The following is a 20,228-nucleotide window of genomic DNA, read 5'->3' on the forward strand; positions in this document are numbered from 1 at the left end:
GATCATTCGTGGAGACTAGCGGCTCGCGACGAGGTCGCCCCGGAGCAGGCCGCTGCCCTCGGGCACACCCGCCGGGTCGGACCCGAGGGTGACGATCTTGTTGTCGGCGTCCACGAAGACGACGTGCGGCTCGTACGACCGGGCCTCGGCAGTCTCCATCTGGCCGTACGCGATCAGGATGACGATGTCGCCCGGGTGCACCAGGTGCGCGGCCGCGCCGTTGATGCCGATCACGCCGGAACCGCGTTCACCGGCGATCGTGTAGGTCTCCAGACGGGCGCCGTTGGTGACGTCGACGATGTGGACGAGCTCGCCGGGCAGCAGGTCGGCGGCGTCGAGGAGGTCCTCGTCGACGGTCACCGAGCCGACGTAGTGCAGGTCGGCCTGGGTGACCGTGGCGCGGTGGATCTTGCTCTTCATCATGGTGCGGAGCATCAGTTTTCTCCTTGGGTTCCGAGCGTGAGAGCGATGTTGTCGATGAGGCGGGTGCTTCCGACGCGGGCTGCGACGAGCATCCGGGCCTCGCCGGACTGCGGCGCCGGCCCGAGGTCGGTGCCGGTGATCTCGAGGTAGTCGAGGTCGACCACGTGCGAGGTGCGCAGCTGCGCCCGCGCGGCACCGAGGGCGGCCGCGGCTCCCCTCGCCGCGTCCTCGCGGGCGGCGAAGAGGGCGCGGGACAGAACTACCGCCTCTCGGCGCTGGTCGGCGTCCAGGAACCGGTTGCGGCTCGACAGCGCGAGTCCGTCCGGCTCGCGCACGGTCTCCACTCCGACGACCTCGACGCCCAGGCAGAGCTCGGCCGCCATCCGGCGGATCAGCGCGAGCTGCTGGTAGTCCTTCTGCCCGAAGACCGCGACATCGGGGCGGACGAGGCCGAACAGCTTCGCCACCACCGTGAGCACGCCGCGGAAGTGCGTCGGCCGGGACGAGCCCTCGAGCACGCTGCCGAGCGCTCCGGGGTCCACAGTCACGCCCCCGTCCAGACCCGCCGGGTACATCTCCGCCACGGCTGGGGTGAAGACGATGTCGGCACCGGCCTCGGCGCACGCGGCGAGGTCGGCCTCCAGAGTGCGCGGGTACCGGTCCAGGTCCTCCCCCGGGGCGAACTGGGTCGGGTTGACGAAGATCGAGACGACGACGGCGCCGCTCGTACCGACCTCGGCGCGAGCCCGGTGGATCAGCGCGAGGTGCCCGTCGTGCAGCGCGCCCATGGTCGGCACGAAACCGACCCGACCGCCGTGCGCCGCGAGCGCGCTGACGAGGTCCGCGCGACTGTCGGCGCGGACGAGCGTGGTACTCACAGCGCGTCGAACCGCCGGGCCGGCGCGTGGCGTCGTACCTGTGCGGGCGGCACCGCCGGGTGCGCGACGGCGGCGAGGGCCTCGTCGAGCAGCCGGACGATCTTGACCGCACGGATCGGCAGCAGCCGGCCGTCCAGCAGCGCCCGGTCCGCCGTCGCCTTCGCCAGCTCGACGTACGACGGGATGGTCGCCGGAGCCGTGGCGGCGATGTCGGCGAGGTGCGCCCGGACCGTGTTGACGTCCCCGCGCACGATCGGACCGGTCAGCGCGGCGTCCCCGGAGTTCAGCGCGTTGTCGAGGGCGGCGTTGAGCAGCGGACGCAGCGTCGCCGCCGGGTCGTCGGCGCCGGAGGCCGCGAGCAGCTCCATCGCCTGGGAGACCAGGGTGACCAGGTGGTTCGCGCCGTGGGCGAGACCCGCGTGGTACAGCGTCCGCTTGTCCTCCGCGACCCACATCGGGATGCCGCCGAGGTCACGCACCAGGGACTCGGCGAAGGCTCGTCCGGATCCCTCGGTGGTGACGCCGAAGACGCAGCCGGCGAGACGGTCCAGGTCGACCTCGGTGCCGGTGAACGTCATCGCAGGGTGCATCGCCAGCGGACGCGCCCCGATCGCGCTCGCCGCGTCGAGCACGGCCAGTCCGTGGCGCCCTGAGGTGTGGCAGACGTACTGCCCCTCGCGGATCGCGCCGGCGCCGACGAGCGTGGTGACCACGTTCTCGAGCATGTCGTCGGGGACGGTCAGCAGCAACAGGTCACAGTTCTTGGCGACATCCGTCGGCTTCTCGACCGGAACACCCGGGAGGAGCGTCGCGGCGCGGTCGAGGGAGGCCGTGGAGGAACCCGCGACGGACACGATCTCGTGGCCCGCGGCGCGCAGCGCTGCAGCCAGGACGGCACCGACCCTGCCGGCACCAACAACCCCGATACGGGTCATGGGTTCTCATCGCCTTTCGTTGCAGTCCCGGACGGGTACCGCACTACTTCTCAATGACGTAAAAACAGTACGCCCGGCGAATCGATTCCGAACAGGGAACCGCCAGGTGGGCTAGGTCACAGGACGACCAGCGGGACATCCCAGCCCGCTCGGCGCAGCTCAGCGGGACATCCCAGCCCGCTCGGCGCAGCTCAGCGGGACATCCCGGCCCGCTCGGCGATCAGAGGGCGGACTTGCCGGTCACCGTCACCGGGATCTCGTCGAGCACCTTCACCATCCGCGGCACCCCGTACTCGGGAAGGCTCTCGCCCGCGAAGGCCTGGATGGCGGTGATCAGCTCGCGGGTGTTCTCGACACCATCGGCCAGCACGATGTCGGCGACGACCAGGTTGCCGACCATGGGCGACTTCCGTCCGCGGACCTGCGCCCACGCGACGTCCGGGTGCTGCTGCAGCACGCCGCGCACCACACCGGCGCTGACCTTCGCGCCACCGACGTTGATCTCGTCGGAATTGATCCGACCGGTGATGATCACCCGCCCGTCCTCGACCACGACGGCGTCACCGGTGGGCACGGCCCCTTCCAGGCCCTCGCCGTGGTGCGGCGAGGCGATCACGAGCTCGTTCTCGCGCACGGCGAGGCGGGGGCGGCCCTCGGTCTCGCGGTCGAGCCACTCGACCGGGAAACCCGCCCTCCCGTCGTGGACCACGATCGAGGCGCCGAGCTCGGAGGAGGCGTAGATCCAGGAGATCCGCGCTGCGGGGAAGACGGCGCGCAGCTGGTCGAGGATCGCCTGGTCCACGGGTTCACCGCCGAGCGTGATCTGCTCCAGCGGGACGTCGGGGAGCTGGGCCTTCTGCCCCATCAGCGCCTGGCGCCAGAAGGTGGGCGTCCCGGAGGCAGCCGTGACGCCGTACCGGGCAGCGGCCTCGGCCCACCCGTCCAGCGCGGTCGGGTCCACCACGACCAGGTCCTGCGCGGGCGAACCCAGCGCGAGCGTCACGACCTGCCACCAGGCGTAGGTGCCGGGCGAGTACGGGCACAACCACCGTCGCGGGGCGAGGTCGCCGGCGACCGTGGTCAGCGAGTCCAGCGTGTGGCCGATGCGCTTGGGGCGCCCGGTCGAGCCGGACGTGAGCAGCCAGAGCCGGCCGTCCTCGGCCGGGCGCGGGTCCGTGCTCGCCTCGACGACCGGGCCTCCGGCACTGTCGGTGACCACGTCGAATCCTCCGCCGAGCAGCTCGGCGCGCAGGTTCGCCTCCATCCGCGACGCAGCCACGACGAGGAGCTCGGCGCCCGTCAGAGCGTGCTCGCGAGCCCAGGCGAGGGCACCGAACGAGTCCTGCACGACGACGGCCGCGGGAGCCACCAGGTCGACCCGGGGCAGGTCCGCCCAGGTCGTCTCGGTTCCGGTCCGGACGTCGATCAGCCGGTTGTCAGCAACGATGCTCGCGGCGGGAGGTGCCTCCATGTGCGCCGAGACTACTGCCCAGGACCGGAGGTTCGGCACGGCGCACCAGGCCCGGGCCCGTAGCATTCCGGGGAACGCTGCAGCGAAGAGACGAGCGGATGAGGACACCTGAATCGAAGACGACCCCGGTCGTCCGCACCGATATTCAGGGGCTCCGGGCACTGGCGGTCTCGCTGGTCCTGATCTACCACCTGGCGCCGAAGTCGCTGACCGGCGGCTTCATCGGCGTGGACGTCTTCTTCGTCATCTCCGGCTTCCTCATCACCCTGCACCTGCTCGGCCACGTCCCCCGCGGCCCGCGCGACCTGGTCAGCTTCTGGAGCCGTCGGGTCCGACGGCTGCTGCCGGCCTCGTTGCTCGTGCTCGGCAGCACGCTGCTGGCCTCGCGGCTGCTCGCACCGGAGACCCAGTGGGCCAACACCGCGGAGCAGACCCGCGCGGCCACCCTGTACGTCGTCAACTGGCTCCTGTCGAACGACGCCGTCGACTACCTCGCCGCCGAGAACGCCGCGTCCCCCGTGCAGCACTTCTGGTCGCTCTCGGTGGAGGAGCAGTTCTACTTCGTCTGGCCGGTCCTGATCCTCGCCCTGGCCGCGCTCGCGCGCCGGATGCGACGCGAGAACACCCTGCACCTGGTCCTGGCCGGCCTGGTGATGGTCGTCGCGGCGTCGCTCGCCTACTCGATCCACATCACCGCGACCAACCCCGCCGCGGCGTACTTCGTCACCCCCGCCCGGGTCTGGGAGCTCGGCATCGGTGGCGTGCTCGCCACCCTGCACCTGATCGCGCCGGGCAACCTACGCCCGCTGTTCGCGGTCCCACTCGCCTGGCTCGGCCTGGGGGCGATCGGGTACGCCGCCTGGACCTACTCCGGGAGCACCCCGTTCCCCGGGTGGCAGGCGGCCGTCCCCGTCCTCGGCACCGCAGCCGTCATCGGCGCGCACTCGTTGCACGGGCCGGGCTCGCCGGGCAACCTGTTCGAGCTCAAACCGGTCCAGTGGCTCGGCGACGTCTCCTACTCCGTCTACCTCTGGCACTGGCCGCTGGTCGTGATCCTTCCCCAGGTCACCGGCGAGGAGCTGACCTGGCCGCAGCGCTTCTTCATCGTGATGATGACCCTCGGGCTCGCGTCGCTGACCAAGGTGCTGGTCGAGGACCGGTTCCGCGACGCGCGCTGGGGCCTTCCGCTGCCCAAGCCGTTCGCCCTTGCTGGCGTCGCGATGACCGTGGTCGTCGCCGGTACGTCGTTGCAGCTCCACGAGGTCGACCGGCTCGCCGCCCAGTCCGAGCGCGAGCTCGCGCGCAGCCTCGCCGGCAACGACCCGTGCTTCGGCGCCAACGCCCTCCAACCCGGCGCCGACTGCGGCGAGGTGTCCTACGAGCGAGCTGCTGCCGAGCCCGGTGGAGGCGGCGACCGACAAGTCCGACGCCTACGACAAGCAGTCCAGCGGCGACGACTGCTGGTCCTACCTCCCGAACTTCCGGGTGAAGACCTGCACCTTCGGCGAGGCGGACTCCGCGACCAACGTCGTCGTGGTCGGCAACTCGCACGCGGGTCAGTGGCTCCCGGCACTCCAGCGCCTCGCCGGCCAGAACGACTTCAAGGTCAGCACCCTGCTGGCGTCCCAGTGCGCCCTGAGCGAGGTGCGCCAGAACTTCGACACCGACGCCAAGAGCCGCGCCTGCCTGCGCTGGGTCGAGAAGGTGACCACGCGGGTGATCGCGATGAAGCCGGACCTGGTCGTGATGACCAACCGGATCTCGACCGCCGCCGAGGGCGAGTCGCTGCAGGACAGCTACCCGGCGTACGGCGACGGGTACCGCGCCGTCCTGGAGCGGTGGAAGCAGGCCGGGATCAAGGTGCTGGTCCTGCACGACACCCCTGCTCCGGGGTTCCAGATCCCCGACTGCATCGCCACCGAGGGATCGCGCTACTCCAACTGCGACGGCGACCGGAAGACCTGGGTGAAACCGGAACCCGTCGAGGGCGTCGTCAAGGCACTGGCCGACCCGGACATCCGCTTCGTCGACCTCAACGACAACATCTGCGAGGCCAAGACCTGCCAGGCCGTCACCGGGGGTGTGATCACCTACTTCGACGGCTCCCACCTGACGGCGACCTACGCGGCCACCCTGGCGCCGTACCTGGGCGTGCCCCTGCTGGAGATGCTCGGTCGGTCGAGCGGCTGAATCGCCGGATCGCCCTTCGGGACGCAACAATGAGCCTCAAGTCCGGGGAAACACAGAGAGGGACCACTCACCATGGCCGGCCAGCCACGATTCACGATCATCAGCGCGGTGTACAACGTCGGCAGGTACCTGCCGGAGTTCATCGCCTCGATCGAGGCCCAGGACTTCGACCTCTCCCGGGTCGAGGTGATCATGGTCGACGACGGCTCCTCCGACGACTCGCACGCCCGGCTGACCGCGTGGGCGCAACGCCGGCCCGAGCTGGTCACCGTGATCACCCAGCCGAACGCCGGCCAGGGCGCCGCCCGGAACACGGGCATGAGGAGCGCCACCGGTGAGTGGGTCACCTTCCCGGATCCCGACGACATCGTCGACCCCAACTACCTGAGCACCGTGGACGCGTTCGCGACCGCCCACCCCGACGTGCACATGGTGGCCGCGAACCGGTTGATCTGGAACGAGACCACCGGCGTCACCTCGAACACGCACCCGCTGTTCCGGTTCTTCAGCCACGACCGGCTGGTCGACCTCGAGGACAGCGAGACGTCCTTCCACGGCAGCGCCCCGGCCGCGTTCTTCCGGCTCGACGTGCTGCGCGAGTTCGCGCTGGCGTTCGACGACCGGATCCGGCCCAACTTCGAGGACGGCCACTTCAGCTCGCTCTACCTGCTGCACTGCCGGCAGCCGAAGGTCGGCTTCCTCAAGTCGACGTCGTACCACTACCGCAAGCGCGCGGACCAGTCCTCCTCGCTGCAGGGCAGCATGCTGCACCCGGGCCGGTACACCGACGTCTTCGAGCACGGGTACGCCGCCATCCTCGACGCGGCCGAGGAGCTGACCGGCACGATCCCCCGCTGGCTCCAGCACTTCCTGGCCTACGAGCTGCTCGGCTACCTCTCGGCGTACGAGAACGGCACCGTGCCGGTGCTCGGCGCCGGACCCGAGATCGAGGCGTTCCACGCCCACATGACCGCGGTCCTGCGGCGCCTCGACCTCGAGCACGTGCTTCCGCGGCTCGAGATGACCACCGCTCCGTGGCAGCGCGACGCCCTCCAGCACGGGTACAGCGGTCAGGACTGGTGCTCCGCCCACGTCCTGGTCGACACCTTCGACAAGACCCAGAAGCTCGCCCGGGTCCGCTACCTGTACGCCGGCGCGCCGCCGACCGAGATCGTCGTGAACGGCGAGACCGAGGTCAGCCCGCGGCACGCCAAGACCCGTGACCTGAACTACTTCGGACGCACGCTGCTGCGGGAGCGGATCATGTGGGTCCGGTACACCCCGGACCTGCGGATCAAGCTGAACGGCGACTGGGCCGAGGTCGCCTTCCTGCGACCGATCAGCAAGCTGACCAGGGTCTCCGCCAACCGGCTGCGTCGGCACACCGGACGCCCCTCGCGCTACGACCGGCGCCTCGTCGAGCGGGTGGTCCCGGTCCCGGAGACGCCGCTCGCCAAGAAGGCACGCGCCCTGGCCGACAAGCCGCGGACGGCCAAGAAATTCGCCGACGCGTGGGTGCTCATGGACCGGGTGCACGACGCCGGGGACAGCGGTGAGGTGCTCTTCCGACGGCTGCGCACCCACCACCGGGAGATCAACGCCTGGTTCGTCATCGAGCAGGGCACCGCCGACTGGACCCGGTTGCGCAAGGAGTTCGGCAAGCGGGTGGTCGCGCACGGCTCGCTGGAGTGGATGGCACTGATGGCGCACTGCAGCAACCTGCTCAGCTCGCACGCCGACGTCCCGATCATGGCTCCGACGGCCATCGCGACGTTCGCGGAGGCGAACTGGCGGTTCACCTTCCTGCAGCACGGCGTCATCAAGGACGACCTGTCGAGCTGGTTGAACCGCAAGCAGATCGACCTGTTCGTCACCAGCACCCGCGCGGAGCTCGCCTCGATCGCCGGCGACGGGACGCCGTACGTGTTCACGACGAAGGAGACCAAGCTGACCGGTCTCCCCCGCTTCGACCGGCTCCGCGAGGTCGGTCAGCGGTTCGGTCCCGACCAGCGCGACCTGCTGCTGGTCGCGCCGACCTGGCGCCAGTGGTTGGTGGAGTCCCTCGCGGTCGACAGCCAGCGGCGCAGCAGCAGCGACGCCGTCCTGGACTCCGACTTCGTGCACCAGTGGCTGGACCTGCTGCGCTCCCCCGAGCTGGCCGAGCTGTGCCGGGCCCACGGCCTGACGATCGGGTTCCTGCCGCACCCCAACCTGCAGTCCCTGCTGCCCCGGCTCGACCTGCCGGCGCACGTGCGTCCGCTGAGCTATGACGGCGTCGACGTCCAGGAGTACTTCGCCCGGGCACGCGTGCTGGTCACCGACTACTCCTCGATCGCGTTCAACGCCGCCTACCTCAACCGACCGACCGTGTACTTCCAGTTCGACGCCGACCTGGTCACCAAGGGCAGCCACGTCGGGCGCCCGGGCTACTTCTCCTACACCGCGGACGGCTTCGGGCCGGTCACCGAGGACACCGCCGGAGCGGTCGACGCCGTCCGGGACGCGCTGGCCCACGGTGCTGACCCGCAGCCGGAGTACCTGGCGCGGATCGAGGCCACCTTCCCCGACCGCGACGGCAGCTGTTCGGAGCGCGTCATCGCCGAGGTGCTGGCGCTGCGCAAGACCGACCGCGAGACCCAGCAGGTCCCGACCCCCGCAGGTCGACCCTGAGCATGGGCACTCCAGCGCAGCGCAGCGTCGCGGTCTGCGGCAGCTGCATCACCCGGGACAACTTCAACTCGCGGTTCAACGCCGACTACCGGCGGTGGTACTCGGTCGTGGCGCAGTCGAACCAGTCCTCGATGATCGCGCTGATGTCCCCACCGGTGGACCCGGACGTGCAGGACACCGACGGGCTCAGCGACTACGACGCCTGGAACGTGCGCTCGGACCTGAGTCGGGCTTTCCTGGACGAGATCGTGGCGGCCCAGCCCGAGCACCTGATCCTGGACTTCTTCGGCGACCTGCACTTCGGCGTCCTGCGGCTCCCCGACGGTCGGTACGTCACCGACAACCGCTGGAAGCTGCACAAGACCGCCCAGCACGCCTCGTGGGTCGAGGCGGGCGGCACCCGGGTGCTGCGTCCGCTGGACGACCCGGAGGCCTACTTCGCCCTCTGGGTGGAGGCGATGGACCGCTTCGCGGCGCACGTCGCCGAGCACTGCCCGGCCACGCGCGTGATCGTGCACCACGGGTTCTACGCCGACAAGGTCGTCACCGGCGCGGGCGGGCGACCTCGCAGCCTGCGCCGGCACGCCAACCTGCCGGCTCTGAAGGTCGGTCGGATCAACGACTTCTGGGCACGCCTCGACGCGCACGCGGTCACGGCGTACGGGTGGGACTCGATCGACCTGACCGCGGAGCGCTACGCCTCGGTCGCCGACCACCCGTGGGGCCCGTTCTGGGTGCACTACTCCCTCGACTACTACCACCGCTTCCTCGCCGAGCTGCACGTCCTCGACCTGGCCGGCCGGGTCCCGGACGACGACGCCGTGCGGGTGGCCGAGGTCGGCGATGCCAGCCGCGAGCTCGTCACCGACCAGGCCGTCTTCGTCCGGAACGCGGTGCGTGCCGGGACCGAGCGCGTCGGCCACCTGGAGAAGCGCGGCGTCGTGAGGGCGCTCCGCGACGTGACCGGCAGGCGCGCGCGATGAGCCGTCGTACCGTCGCGGTCTGCGGGAGCTGCGCGACCCGAGACCCGTTCAGCACGAAGTTCAACCCGGACTACAAGCGCTGGTACGACACCCCGATCGCGAACTTCCAGAACTCCTTCCTCGCCCTGATGTCGCCGCCGATCGAGCCGGAGATCGGCCCGGACGACACCCTGGACGAGTACGAGGAGCGGACGCTCCGTGCCGACATGACCCGCAGCTTCCTCACCGACCTGATCGAGGTGAAGCCCGACTACCTGATCATCGACTTCTCCGGCGACGTCTGGTTCGGCACCCTGCGGCTTCCCGACGGCCGCTACCTCACCGACACCGAGTGGAAGCTCCGCAAGACCCAGCAGTACCAGCGGCTGGTGGAAGCCGGGGGACTGACCACCCTGGGGTGGCGCGTGGATGCTGACGCCTACTTCGAGATCTGGACCGAGTCGATGGCCCGGTTCGCCGCCCACCTCGCGGAGCACTGCCCCGACACCCACGTGATCGTGCACCGGATCCGCTCAGTGGACGAGGTGACCCTGGGGGCGACGGACCGGCCCCGGAACCTGCACCGGTGGGCCCGCCTGAAGCCCGTCGACGTGCCCACGATCAACCGGTTCCGCGCGCGGCTCGACGACCACGTGATCTCGACGTACGGGTGGGACTCGATCGACCTGCGCAGCGAGAGGTACACCTCGCACTCCGCGCACCCGTGGGGAGCGTTCTGGGTGCACTACACCTTCGACTACCACCGCCGCTTCCTCGCCGAGGTGCACCGGCGCGACCTGGTCGCGCGGCTGGACGACCGGGCGGCGGACCGCATCCGGGTCATCGCCGAGGCGGGCTCGGAGCACCTCGTCCAGCAAGCCCGTCTCATCCGCCGTGCCGACAAGGCTCAGCGCAGCCTGCGTCGCCGCCTGGAGCGCCGCGGCGTCCTCGCCACCGGCCGCGCCGTCCTCGGCCGACAGCTCAGGACCAGGAAGGTGGCCGCCCGATGAGCGCACCACGCACCGTCGCCGTCTGCGGGAGCTGCACCAGCCGCGACAACTTCTCCAGCCGGTTCAACCCGGACTACGCGCGCTGGTTCGACGTCACCGCCGACGTCTTCCAGACCTCCATCATCTCGCTGATGTCGCCTCCGCTCGAGGACGCCGACATCCCCGAGCTCCTCGAGGGGCCGGGCACCGGGTCCGACGGCGCCGACGTGGACTACCAGGTCCGGATCACCCGCGAGGACGTCACCCGCGCGTTCCTGGCGAAGCTGGCCGAGGCCCAGCCCGACTACCTGGTCCTGGACTTCTTCGCCGACGTGCACTTCGGGGCCGTGCAGCTGCCCGACGGTCGGCACGTGACCAACAACCGCTGGATGCTGTGGCCCACGGCCTACTACGCGCGCCTCAAGGACCAGGGCGAGCTGACCCCGCTGAAGATCTTCAAGGACCCGGACGCCTACCTCGCCACCTGGTCCGAGGCCCTCGACCGGTTCGCCACCTTCGTCGCCGAGCACTGCCCGGAGACCCGCGTGGTCGTGCACCGCGGCCTGTACGTCGACGAGGCCGTCGTGAAGGGCAGGCCTCGTCCCGTGCCGGTGCGCGAGCTGCGGAAGCTCCGCCCGGTGAACGTGGCCCGCGCGAACAAGCTGTGGGCGCGGCTGGACGACTACGCCCTGGGCACCTACGGCGCGAGCCACGGCTGGACCGCGATCGACCTGCGCGAGGAGGGCTACATGTCCTCGGCCGAGCACCCGTGGAAGCCGTTCTGGGTGCACTACACGCCCACCTACTACCACCGCTTCCTCGCCGAGATGCTGACCCTCGACCTCGAGCGGGACCTCGACCCCGAGGACTGGGCACAGGTCCGCGGCATCGCCGACAGCGCCCACGAGCGCGCGGTGAACCAGGCCGTCCGGTGGACCCCGATCCGCCGGGCGCTGGAGGAAAGGGTCCGCGAGCTCGAGGGGCTCGGGCCGGCGACGGCGGTCAAGTTCGCCATCGGGCAGCGCATCCGGGAGACTCGGAGGCGCCGCGAGCAGCGGCGGCGCGTGAAGCAGCGCCCGACGAAGGAGACCTGATGAGCTCGCGCGTTGCCGTGATCCTCGCTGGCGGCGTCGGCACCCGGGTCGGCCTGGACATCCCGAAGCAGCTGATCAAGGTCGCCGGGCACACCATCCTCGAGCACACCCTGGCGACGTTCGACGCCCACCCGATGGTCGACGAGATCGTCGTGATGATGGCCCAGGGGCACCTCGACGCGGTGCACTCGATCGTGCGCACCGGCGGCTACACCAAGGTCACCCAGGTCCTCGAGGGCGCCGAGACCCGCAACGGCACCACGCTGCGGGCCCTGGACGCGGTCCAGGAAGCGGGCGCCTCCGACGACACGATGATCCTCTTCCACGACGCGGTCCGGCCGCTGGTCTCGCCACGGATCATCGCCGACTGCTTCGAGGCGCTGGAGACCCACGACGCGGTGGACGTCGCGATCCCGTCGGCCGACACGATCATCGAGGTCGACAGCGACAACGTCATCCGCAACATCCCGCCGCGCGCGAACCTGCGCCGCGGCCAGACCCCGCAGGCGTTCCGGGCCGGCACGATCCGGGCCGCGTACGCCGTGGCGGCAGGTGACCCGGACTTCCAGGCCACCGACGACTGCACGGTGGTCCTCCGGTACACCCCCGACGTCCCCATCTGGGTCGTTGCCGGGGAGGAGCGGAACATGAAAGTCACCGAGCCGATCGACATCTACCTCGCCGACAAGCTCTTCCAGCTCACCACCAGCGACATGCCCCCCGCTCGCACCGAGGACGAGTACGCCGCGGCGCTCACCGGAAAGACCCTGGTGATCTTCGGCGGATCCTCGGGCATCGGTGCCGACATCGGCGACTTCGCCACCCGGCACGGTGCGACCGTCTTCTCCTTCAGCCGGTCCTCGACGGGCACGCACGTCGAGCGGCGGGCGGACCTCCAGGCGGCCGCTGCGACCGTGCTCGCGCAGACCGATCGCATCGACTTCGTGGTCAACACCGCGGCCGTGCTGCCCCGCGGCGACCTGGTCGAGACCTCGGAGGAGACGGTCTACTCCGCCACCGAGATCAACTACCTGGCACCGGTGATGATCGCGCAGGAGTTCTACCAGCACCTGCGCGCCTCCGGCGGCGGCCTGCTGAACTTCACCTCGAGCTCCTACACGCGCGGCCGGCGCGGCTACAGCCTGTACTCCTCGGCGAAGGCAGCCGTGGTGAACCTGACCCAGGCACTGGCCGACGAGTGGTCCGAGGCGGGCGTCCGGGTGAACTGCATCAACCCCGAGCGGACCGGGACCCCGATGCGCACCAAGGCGTTCGGCGACGAGGCTCCGGGGACGCTGCTGGAGTCCGTCGAGGTGGCACGACGCTCGATCGACATCCTGCTCTCCGACCAGACCGGTCTGATCGTCGACATCCGGCGCGACGACCCGCTGGGGGCGGCGCCGGAGGACACCGACATCTGATGGCAGCGGGCTCACGGTTCAAGCGCGGCGTCCGCAAGCTCGGCGGCAGCACGCTGGTGGCCTTCGAGCGGTCCCGGCTGCGACCCGAGCTGACCGTCGTGATGCCGGTCTACAACGTCGCGCCGTTCCTGCGCGAGGCGCTCGACAGCGCGCTCAACGGGACCCTGCACGACATCGAGCTGGTGGCGGTCGACGACGGCTCGACCGACGAGTGCCTGGAGATCCTGCGCGAGTACGAGCGCCGGGACTCGCGGGTGCGCGTGTTCACCCAGGCGAACGCCGGTCAGGGCACCGCTCGGAACGTCGGGGTCAGCCACGCCCGTGCCGAGTTCCTGACGTTCATGGACTCCGACGACACGATCCCGCCCGAGGCCTTCGAGCACATGGTCGGTCACCTGCGCCGGTCGGGCTCGGACTTCTGCGTCGGCGGCGTACGGCGCTTCCGCGGCGGCAGGATGATCCGCACCTCCTGGCAGCGCACGGTGCACCAGGCGGACCGGATCGCCACCACCATCGAGGAGTTCCCCGCCGCGATGCAGGACATCATCGCCTGCAACCGGGTGTTCAGGACCGCCTTCTGGCGCGAGCAGGTCGGCGACTTCCGCGGCGGGATCGCCTACGAGGACCACGTCCCGATGCTGGCGGCGTACGTGCGGGCGCGGACGTTCGACGTGCTGGCCGAGGTCACCTACAACTGGCGGATCCGGGAGAACTCGACCGGCCAGCAGAAGGCGCGCCTGCAGAACCTGCTCGACCGGATCGAGGTCAAGGAGGAGGCGCACGCGCTGCTGCAGGCCGAGGCGTCGGACTTCACCTACGACGTCTGGGTGGCCCGCTGCCTCGAGGTCGACTTCCCCCCGTTCGTCGGGAGGGCGCTCGACGGCGACGACACCTACCGTGCGACGCTCGCGGCCGCGTACCGGACCTTCGTCGAGCGGGCGACCGACCGTGCGTGGGACCGGGTCCGGGTCGCGACCAAGGTCAGGGCGCACCTGGTCGCGACCGAGCGCTGGGACGACGTCGTCGCGGCGATGACCTACTTCATCTCGGTCAACCAGGTCCCGCCCACCCGGGTGACTGACGGCGTCCTGGTCGCCGTCCTGCCGGACGCGCCGTGGGCCGCCGGCCTGCCGCCGCACCTGTTGCGGATGGCCGACCTGGAGAGCCACTTCCAGGGTGTCGTCGAGAAGGTGCGGCGGGACGGCACCGCGCTGGAGGTCGTCGGGTGGATGCGGCACCGCGGCCTGGACGCGCCCGCCCCGGAGATCTCCCTGGAGCTCCGCTCCGGCGAGCACCGGGTGCCGCTGGGACTGGAGAACCTGGTGCTCCCGCAGGCGAACCTGTGGGCGCCCCTGCCCACGAGCGGCTGCGCGCACGCCGGCTTCCGGGCGCGGATCCCGCTGGAGCAGTTGCGGGCGACGGCCGGCCCGTGGTCGCTCGTCGGCTCCACCACGACGGACGGACTGACCTCGACCGGCGACTTCCACTACGCCGTCCCGGGCTCCTCGGCGGAGAGGTCCCGCTCCTTCGACGTCGAGATCGCGGGCGCACGGCTCGGGGGTGCGGACCGTCTGGCACCCGAGCCTCGGCTTCAGCCTGCGGCTGCGCGAGGGCGGGCTGAAGAACCCTCCGGCCACCCTGACCGGACCACTGATCGAGGAGGTGGCCCTCGCGGACGGCGAGGTCGTCGTCACGGTCAGCGGAGCCACGGACGAGCAGCTCGCCACCGCCGTGCTCGAGCAGGGGTCAGGTCGTCTGGCGGCGGCGAGCAGCGGTGTCGGCACTGTCCGGTTCGCCACGGGCACGCTCACCCCGGGTGACCACGCTCTGGTCCTCGACGGCGCGTCTCCTCGCCCCGCACCAGGCTTCTCCGACGGGTTCCCGCTCCGACTGCTCGGCGCCGGGCTGCGGCTCACCCTCACCGGTCGCAAGGAAGGAGTGCGGTTCACGGTGGGACCGGCGCTCGCGGACGACGAGCTCGGCCGGTACCACCAGCACCGGCTGCAGGCGGCGTACCGGGCGAGCAGCCCGGCACTCTCCGAGACGATCCTGCTCACCAGCTTCCAGGGCACTGCTGCCGCGGGCGACCCGCTGGCGGTCGACCGGTACCTGGCCGAGCACCACCCCGGGATCGAGCGTGTCTGGGGTGTCGCGGACCACGCGACCGCCGTTCCGGCCGGTGCTCGCGCCGTGCTGATCGGCAGCCGCTCGTGGTACGACACCGCGGCCGGCAGCCGGTACGTCGTCGCCAACACCGACCTCGGCGGATGGTTCGAGGCGAAGCCCGGCCAGCGGTCTCTGCAGACCTTCCGCGGGCACCCGTTCAAGGCGATGGGCACGGACCTGTGGCGCAGCCAGGGAGCGAACCCCGGCGAGGTGCGGCTCTGGGCGGCGCGGGCGCGGGAGGAGTGGAGCCAGATCCTGCTCGCCGACCCTGCGAGCGCTGACCACTACCGCGCCCAGTTCGGGTACGCCGGCCCGACGCTGGTCGCCGGTTACCCCCGTACGGACGCTCTCGTGAACGCGGACGCCGCCGCCGTCCGTGGCGAGGTGCTCCAGCGGCTCGGGATCGATCCCGCGAGCACGGTCGTCCTCTACGCGCCGACCGAGCGCGACGCCGCCGCGAGCGAGGCGTACGCCGCCGGACCGGGTCCGGATCTCGACCTGGCAGCGCTGACCGAGGCGCTGGGCGACGACCACGTCGTCCTGGTGCGGGTCCCGCGGACCTGGCGCCGCCCTTCGCTGCGAGCGATCCGCGCCGGCGCAGCCGTCGACGTGTCCGGCGTCCCGGACGTGACCGAGCTGCTCCTGGCCGCCGACGCGGCGGTGCTGGACTACGGCTCGCTGCGGTTCGACTGGGCCATCACCGGCAAGCCGGCCGTCTTCTACGTGCCCGACCGCGACGCCTACCTGGGTGCGCGGGCACCGTTGTTCGACTTCGACAGCAGCGCACCGGGACCGCAGGTCGCCACGGCCGCCGCGGTCGCCGCGGCACTCGCCGACCTCGAGACGCTGAGAGCCTCGTACGCAGACGCGCTCGGCGCGTTCAACCAGCGCTTCAACACAGCCAACGACGGCCGCGCCACCGAGCGCGTGGTGGCCGCGCTGCTCAATCCAGGAGCGCGCTGAAGAAGGCGTCGACGACCCGCTCGGCCGCGTGCCCGTCCTGGAGCCGGTTGTAGCGGGCGTTGAAAGCGACCAGGTCGGCGTGGTGACGACTGACCAGGCCGTCGAAGTCGCGCAGCTGGGCGACCACCTCGGCGGTGCTGGCCACCAGCGGTCCGGGCGTCGTCTCGCGGTAGTCCCAGAGGAACCCGCGGGTCGAGTCGGTGTAGGTGTCCAGGTCAGGCACCAGGAACACCATCGGCCGGTTCACCAGGGCGAAGTCGAACCGCAGCGAGGAGTAGTCCAGGACGGCTGCGTCGGCGGCGAGGATCAGGTCGTTGATGTGCGGGTACTCGGTGACGTCGATGACCCGGGAGCCGCGGGTCCCGGACGGCGCGTGGAAGCGGTGGCCACGCAGCAGCAGCACCCAGTCGTCACCCAGACCGCGCGAGGCCTCCTCCACGTCGAGGTGCGTCACCGACTGCGCCGCCCGGTAGTTGGTGGACTGGTCGTCGCGCCAGGTCGGTGCGTAGAGCAGCGCACGCTGGTGCGGCTGGATGCCCAGGCGTTCGCGGACCGCCGCCCGGACGTCATCCCGCCCGGGCAGCACGAGCTCGTCGTTGCGCGGGTAACCCAGCGGCAGGATCGTGCCGTCGTAGTCGTAGTCCCGCCGGTAGTACTGGTCCATCTCGACGTCGGGCGTGAGCAGGTTGTTCCAGGTGCGCGAGGACTGGTCGAGCTGGGCCTCGATCTGGCTGGGCAGCAGGTTGCGCGGGCGCCACAGCCCGAGTCCCATGGCCTTGGACGGGTAGCCGTGGAAGGTCTGCAGGATCTGCTGGCCCTCGCGCCGGCGGAACCAGCGCTCCAGCTCGACGTTCACGACCAGGTGCTTGGCACGGGCGAGCACGTCGTACCAGTCGCGACTGCGGACCAGCAGCGGTGAGAAGCCCGGGGGAACCGGCACGGAGGAGTCCGCGACGACCCAGCGCAGGTCGAGGTCCGAGCGCCGACGAGCCAGCTCCGCGCCGATCGCCAACGGGTGGTCGCCGACCCCGTGGCCCGCGAAGGACTGGAAGTAGACCAAGCGGTCGTCGAGCGGCTCGGTGATCTGCGCGTACGCGGCCCGCTGCTTCCACCGGGACCGGATCCCGACCTCGTCGTCGGCCAGCGGCGCGTCGAGGCGGATCGCCACGGTCTCGCCGGACAGCAGCATCTGGAGCCGGTGCCGGTCGGACCGGTGCTCGGTGGGCAACCGGTCCACCACGGTGCTCGCGGGCACCACCGGGACCCGCTTGCCCGCGCGCTCGAACTTGAGCCGGTAGCTGCCCGAGGGCAGCGGCAGGACGCCCTGCCCCCAGACGTCGGCCTCGAGCGGGACCGTCCAGAAGCCGGCCGCGCCGGACCGCGCCTCGACCGCGAGGCCCTTGCCGGTCAGGTGGACGGTGTCGACGTCGGGCGCGGCAGTGATCCGCAGCTCGGTGCCGACGAGCTCGATCCGGCTCAGGGTGGCAGGTCGCTCCTCGGGGACGCCGTCGCTCACGCGAAGCGCCACCCGACCGTGCGCGGCGACCAGGTGCACCGCATGCCCGGCGACCGCGAGCGGGCGACGGGAGGCCGACCCCGTCGCGGCGACACCGGTGACCAGTCCCGAGCGGCGGAGTCCGCCGGCAGCCCAGTCCAGCTCGATCTCCCACGCACCCGGACGCAGGTCCTGGACGCCGATGCTCAGCTCGACGACACCGGCGTCGTGGTCGTGCTCGGTCTCGTCCATCCACCGGGTGACGGCCACGTCGCTGCCGGTCCGGACGTGCAGTCCGAGGCTCGCGTCCCCGTTGACGAGGCGAGCAGCCACGGTCGGCGGGTCGACCTGGTGCGTGTGCCGGACCCCGACGAAGACCTCGAGGCGCAGGACGTCGTCGTCCAGGACCAGACGCCGCGCCTGGGCCACCAGGCTGCTCTCGTGCTCGCCGACGACGAGGGCGTCCGGCGGCAGCGGTACGTCGAGACGCGCCCGGACCTGGCCGTCCTCGACGACCGTCGGGACGTCCTCCCCGGACCGGCGCTCGGTCACCGTCGCGGCGTAGGCGACCAGCTCGGCACGCTTGTCAGCGGCGGCCAGCAGAGCGAGCACCCGGGGCACCAGGTCGAGCGACTCGAGCTGGTCGGCCGCCTCGGCGAGGAGCACCCGGGCGTGCTCGACCAGCTGGCTCCAGGTCGCGTCGTCAGCGCCCTCGGCCGATTCCAGGAAAGGACGGAGGACTGCGAGCGCCCCGAGAGCCCGCTGCTGCCGGGCCGCTCCCTCGGTGGCCAACAGCGAGGCCAGGTCGGCCCCGACGCGCGCGGCCAGTCCGGGCAGGGGGTCGTGCCGCACGGTGAACAGCCGCGGTTTCGGCCCGCGGTCGTCGGACCAGGCGGGGTACGGCGTGCTGGAGAACCCTGCGGCCAGTGCAGCGAGCGCGACCGGCATCGCGTCGGCGTCGGCGTCGGGCACCGACGCGGCCAGCGCGACCGCTCGCTCGCGCGGGAGCACCAGGCGGCCCAGGTAGGGGAACCGTGCCAGGTCGGGACGGACCACCAGGTCCGCGGGGCCGGCGTCGTCGTAGGTGTCGGCGAGCAGCAGGGTTTCGCCGGGCAGGAGCGCCGGGAGCAGGTCGGCGATCGCGTTCGCGGGGTACCGGTCCCCGGCGGTCGCAACGAGGACGAACTCGCCCTTCGCCTTCGCCAGGCCTGCCGCACGGGCGCCGGCCACGTCGTCCGCGGCCAGGAACCGGACCCGGGTGTCGTCGCCGGCCGTGCTGCGGGCGAGCTCGAGCCCGCCGTCGTACCCGACGACGAGGATCTCGATCGCGGGCGAGGGCTGGTCGCGCACCGAGGTGAGCGTCGCGTGCAGGCGGCCGGGGTCTCCCCCGGCCGCGAGCACGACGATGCTCAGGGTGGGTCTTCCGGTCCGCAGCCGACGAGCACTCCGGGCAGCGAGACGGCGGAGCGTTGCCCGCGGTCCCCCTGCACCGGGAGTGTGCTTGTCGACTGCGGCCACGGTTACTTCAGGAGGTCCTTGTCCTTCAGGTACTCCAGCGCCACGTCGGCAGCCTTCTCGCGGCCGATCGAGACCTTCGCGATGAGCCCGGCGAGGTCCTCGGTGGTGAGGACCTGGGCCAGCGGGTTCAGCGCGTCAGCGGCCTGCGGGTGGTCGTCGAGCCACTTGGTGTTGGCGATCGGGACCAGGTTCTCGGCGTTCTGCAGACCCTTGTCGTCCTCGAGGATGACGAGGCCGTCGTTGGCGACGGTCGCGTCACTGGTGCCGACCTGGCCCAGCTGGGTGTCGCCGTCCTTGAGGTCGGACTTGGTCTCGTCGGAGCCGAAGCCTGTCGGGACGACCGTCTTGATCTTCAGGCCGTACTTGCTCTCCAGGCCGACCTTGCAGTCGGGGCGCTTGTCGCAGTCCGGCGCGGCACCGAGCTTGAGATCCAGACCCAGGGCAGCGAGGTCGCTGAGGGTCTTGAGGCCCTTCTCGTCGGCGAACTTCTTGGTGACCGCGAACGCGTTGGCGTCCTGCGCCTCGGCCGGCTCGAGCGCCGTGACGCCGACCTTGGAACCGAGCTTGTTGAGCTCGCTCAGCGTGGCCTCCGCGTCGTTGGACGCGACCACCGCGGCGTCGTCGCCGTTGGCCTGCCGGTTGAGGGCCTCCGTGAAGGAGGAGAGGTAGTCGGTCGAGATCTGGACCGAGCCCTTCTCCAGCTCCGGGAGGTAGAGGTCACGCGTGGCCAGCGCCTTGGTGCTGACCTCGAAGCCCGCGTTGGTGAGGAGACCGGCGTACAGCTCGGTCATGATGTCGGCCTCGGGGAAGCCCTGACCGACCAGGACGACCTTGCCGCCGTCGACGGCGTCCTTGGCCTTCTCGACCTTGGAGTCCTTGTCGTCGCTGCCGCACGCGGCCGCGAACATCATCATCGGGGCGATCAGCACGATCGACGTCCGTCGTAGGAACTTGCTGTTCATTTTTCCGCCTTCTGTGTCCCGCAGCCTGGGAGGACTGCGCGTGTCCGGCAGGCTCGCCAGCAATCGACAGGGCGTCGACGCATCTGCCCGC

General features: G+C 71.0%; 14 protein-coding genes and 1 pseudogene. 9 read left to right on the forward strand and 6 right to left on the reverse strand.

All coding sequences use genetic code 11. The features are described from left to right. Window positions 1–15 precede the first annotated feature (15 nt). From panD to ABIE44_RS06915, 4 genes are all read right to left on the reverse strand, one after another. Window positions 16–435, reverse strand: a complete 420-nt coding sequence (gene panD, locus ABIE44_RS06900; protein WP_209720307.1) for an aspartate 1-decarboxylase — start codon at window positions 433–435, stop codon at window positions 16–18. Next, window positions 435–1,301: a pantoate--beta-alanine ligase gene (gene panC / locus ABIE44_RS06905; protein ID WP_209720305.1), complete on the reverse strand. Its 867-nt coding sequence runs from the start codon at window positions 1,299–1,301 to the stop codon at window positions 435–437. The genes panD and panC overlap by 1 nt, the downstream gene beginning before the upstream one ends. Next, window positions 1,298–2,236: a Rossmann-like and DUF2520 domain-containing protein gene (locus ABIE44_RS06910; protein ID WP_209720303.1), complete on the reverse strand. Its 939-nt coding sequence runs from the start codon at window positions 2,234–2,236 to the stop codon at window positions 1,298–1,300. Before ABIE44_RS06910 ends, panC begins: the two co-directional genes overlap by 4 nt. 220 nt (window positions 2,237–2,456) lie before the next feature. After that, a complete protein-coding gene (locus ABIE44_RS06915) occupies window positions 2,457–3,707 on the reverse strand; it encodes an AMP-binding protein (protein WP_354437902.1) in 1,251 nt (416 codons plus the stop codon). Between the two features lie 98 nt (window positions 3,708–3,805). On the opposite strand from ABIE44_RS06915, the pseudogene ABIE44_RS06920 reads away from it, so the two are divergent. The 9 genes and pseudogenes from ABIE44_RS06920 to ABIE44_RS06960 all read left to right on the forward strand — a co-directional run. Further along, a pseudogene (locus tag ABIE44_RS06920) lies at window positions 3,806–4,783 on the forward strand (acyltransferase family protein); the annotation flags it as partial. Between the two features lie 325 nt (window positions 4,784–5,108). Continuing rightward, the gene (locus ABIE44_RS06925) at window positions 5,109–5,897 is read left to right on the forward strand and encodes an SGNH hydrolase domain-containing protein (protein ID WP_354437903.1); all 789 of its coding nucleotides are present in this window, start codon (window positions 5,109–5,111) and stop codon (window positions 5,895–5,897) included. A 72-nt stretch (window positions 5,898–5,969) separates the two neighbouring features. Next, complete coding sequence (locus tag ABIE44_RS06930) at window positions 5,970–8,567, forward strand: bifunctional glycosyltransferase/CDP-glycerol:glycerophosphate glycerophosphotransferase (protein WP_209720298.1); 2,598 nt, start codon at window positions 5,970–5,972, stop codon at window positions 8,565–8,567. Window positions 8,568–8,569: 2 nt separating this feature from the next. Beyond that, window positions 8,570–9,550, forward strand: a complete 981-nt coding sequence (locus ABIE44_RS06935; protein WP_209720296.1) for a DUF6270 domain-containing protein — start codon at window positions 8,570–8,572, stop codon at window positions 9,548–9,550. Continuing rightward, the gene (locus ABIE44_RS06940; protein ID WP_209720293.1) at window positions 9,547–10,539 is read left to right on the forward strand and encodes a DUF6270 domain-containing protein; all 993 of its coding nucleotides are present in this window, start codon (window positions 9,547–9,549) and stop codon (window positions 10,537–10,539) included. The genes ABIE44_RS06935 and ABIE44_RS06940 overlap by 4 nt, the downstream gene beginning before the upstream one ends. Then, a complete protein-coding gene (locus ABIE44_RS06945; RefSeq protein ID WP_209720290.1) occupies window positions 10,536–11,612 on the forward strand; it encodes a DUF6270 domain-containing protein in 1,077 nt (358 codons plus the stop codon). Before ABIE44_RS06940 ends, ABIE44_RS06945 begins: the two co-directional genes overlap by 4 nt. Next, entirely contained in the window at window positions 11,612–13,033 is a 1,422-nt protein-coding gene (locus ABIE44_RS06950; protein ID WP_209720287.1) for an SDR family NAD(P)-dependent oxidoreductase, read from the forward strand. The genes ABIE44_RS06945 and ABIE44_RS06950 overlap by 1 nt, the downstream gene beginning before the upstream one ends. Further along, complete coding sequence (locus ABIE44_RS06955) at window positions 13,033–14,853, forward strand: glycosyltransferase family 2 protein (RefSeq protein WP_354437904.1); 1,821 nt, start codon at window positions 13,033–13,035, stop codon at window positions 14,851–14,853. Before ABIE44_RS06950 ends, ABIE44_RS06955 begins: the two co-directional genes overlap by 1 nt. 130 nt (window positions 14,854–14,983) lie before the next feature. Continuing rightward, window positions 14,984–16,162, forward strand: a complete 1,179-nt coding sequence (locus ABIE44_RS06960) for a CDP-glycerol glycerophosphotransferase family protein (protein ID WP_354438370.1) — start codon at window positions 14,984–14,986, stop codon at window positions 16,160–16,162. On the opposite strand, the gene ABIE44_RS06965 is transcribed toward ABIE44_RS06960, so the two are convergent. Continuing rightward, window positions 16,143–19,175, reverse strand: a complete 3,033-nt coding sequence (locus tag ABIE44_RS06965; protein WP_209720281.1) for a bifunctional glycosyltransferase/CDP-glycerol:glycerophosphate glycerophosphotransferase — start codon at window positions 19,173–19,175, stop codon at window positions 16,143–16,145. The genes ABIE44_RS06960 and ABIE44_RS06965 overlap by 20 nt on opposite strands. Before the next feature lie 2 nt (window positions 19,176–19,177). Next, the gene (locus ABIE44_RS06970; protein ID WP_209720278.1) at window positions 19,178–20,137 is read right to left on the reverse strand and encodes an ABC transporter substrate-binding protein; all 960 of its coding nucleotides are present in this window, start codon (window positions 20,135–20,137) and stop codon (window positions 19,178–19,180) included. Window positions 20,138–20,228: the final 91 nt, after the last annotated feature.

Source organism: Marmoricola sp. OAE513, assembly GCF_040546585.1.
In the GTDB taxonomy this organism is placed as follows: domain Bacteria; phylum Actinomycetota; class Actinomycetes; order Propionibacteriales; family Nocardioidaceae; genus Marmoricola.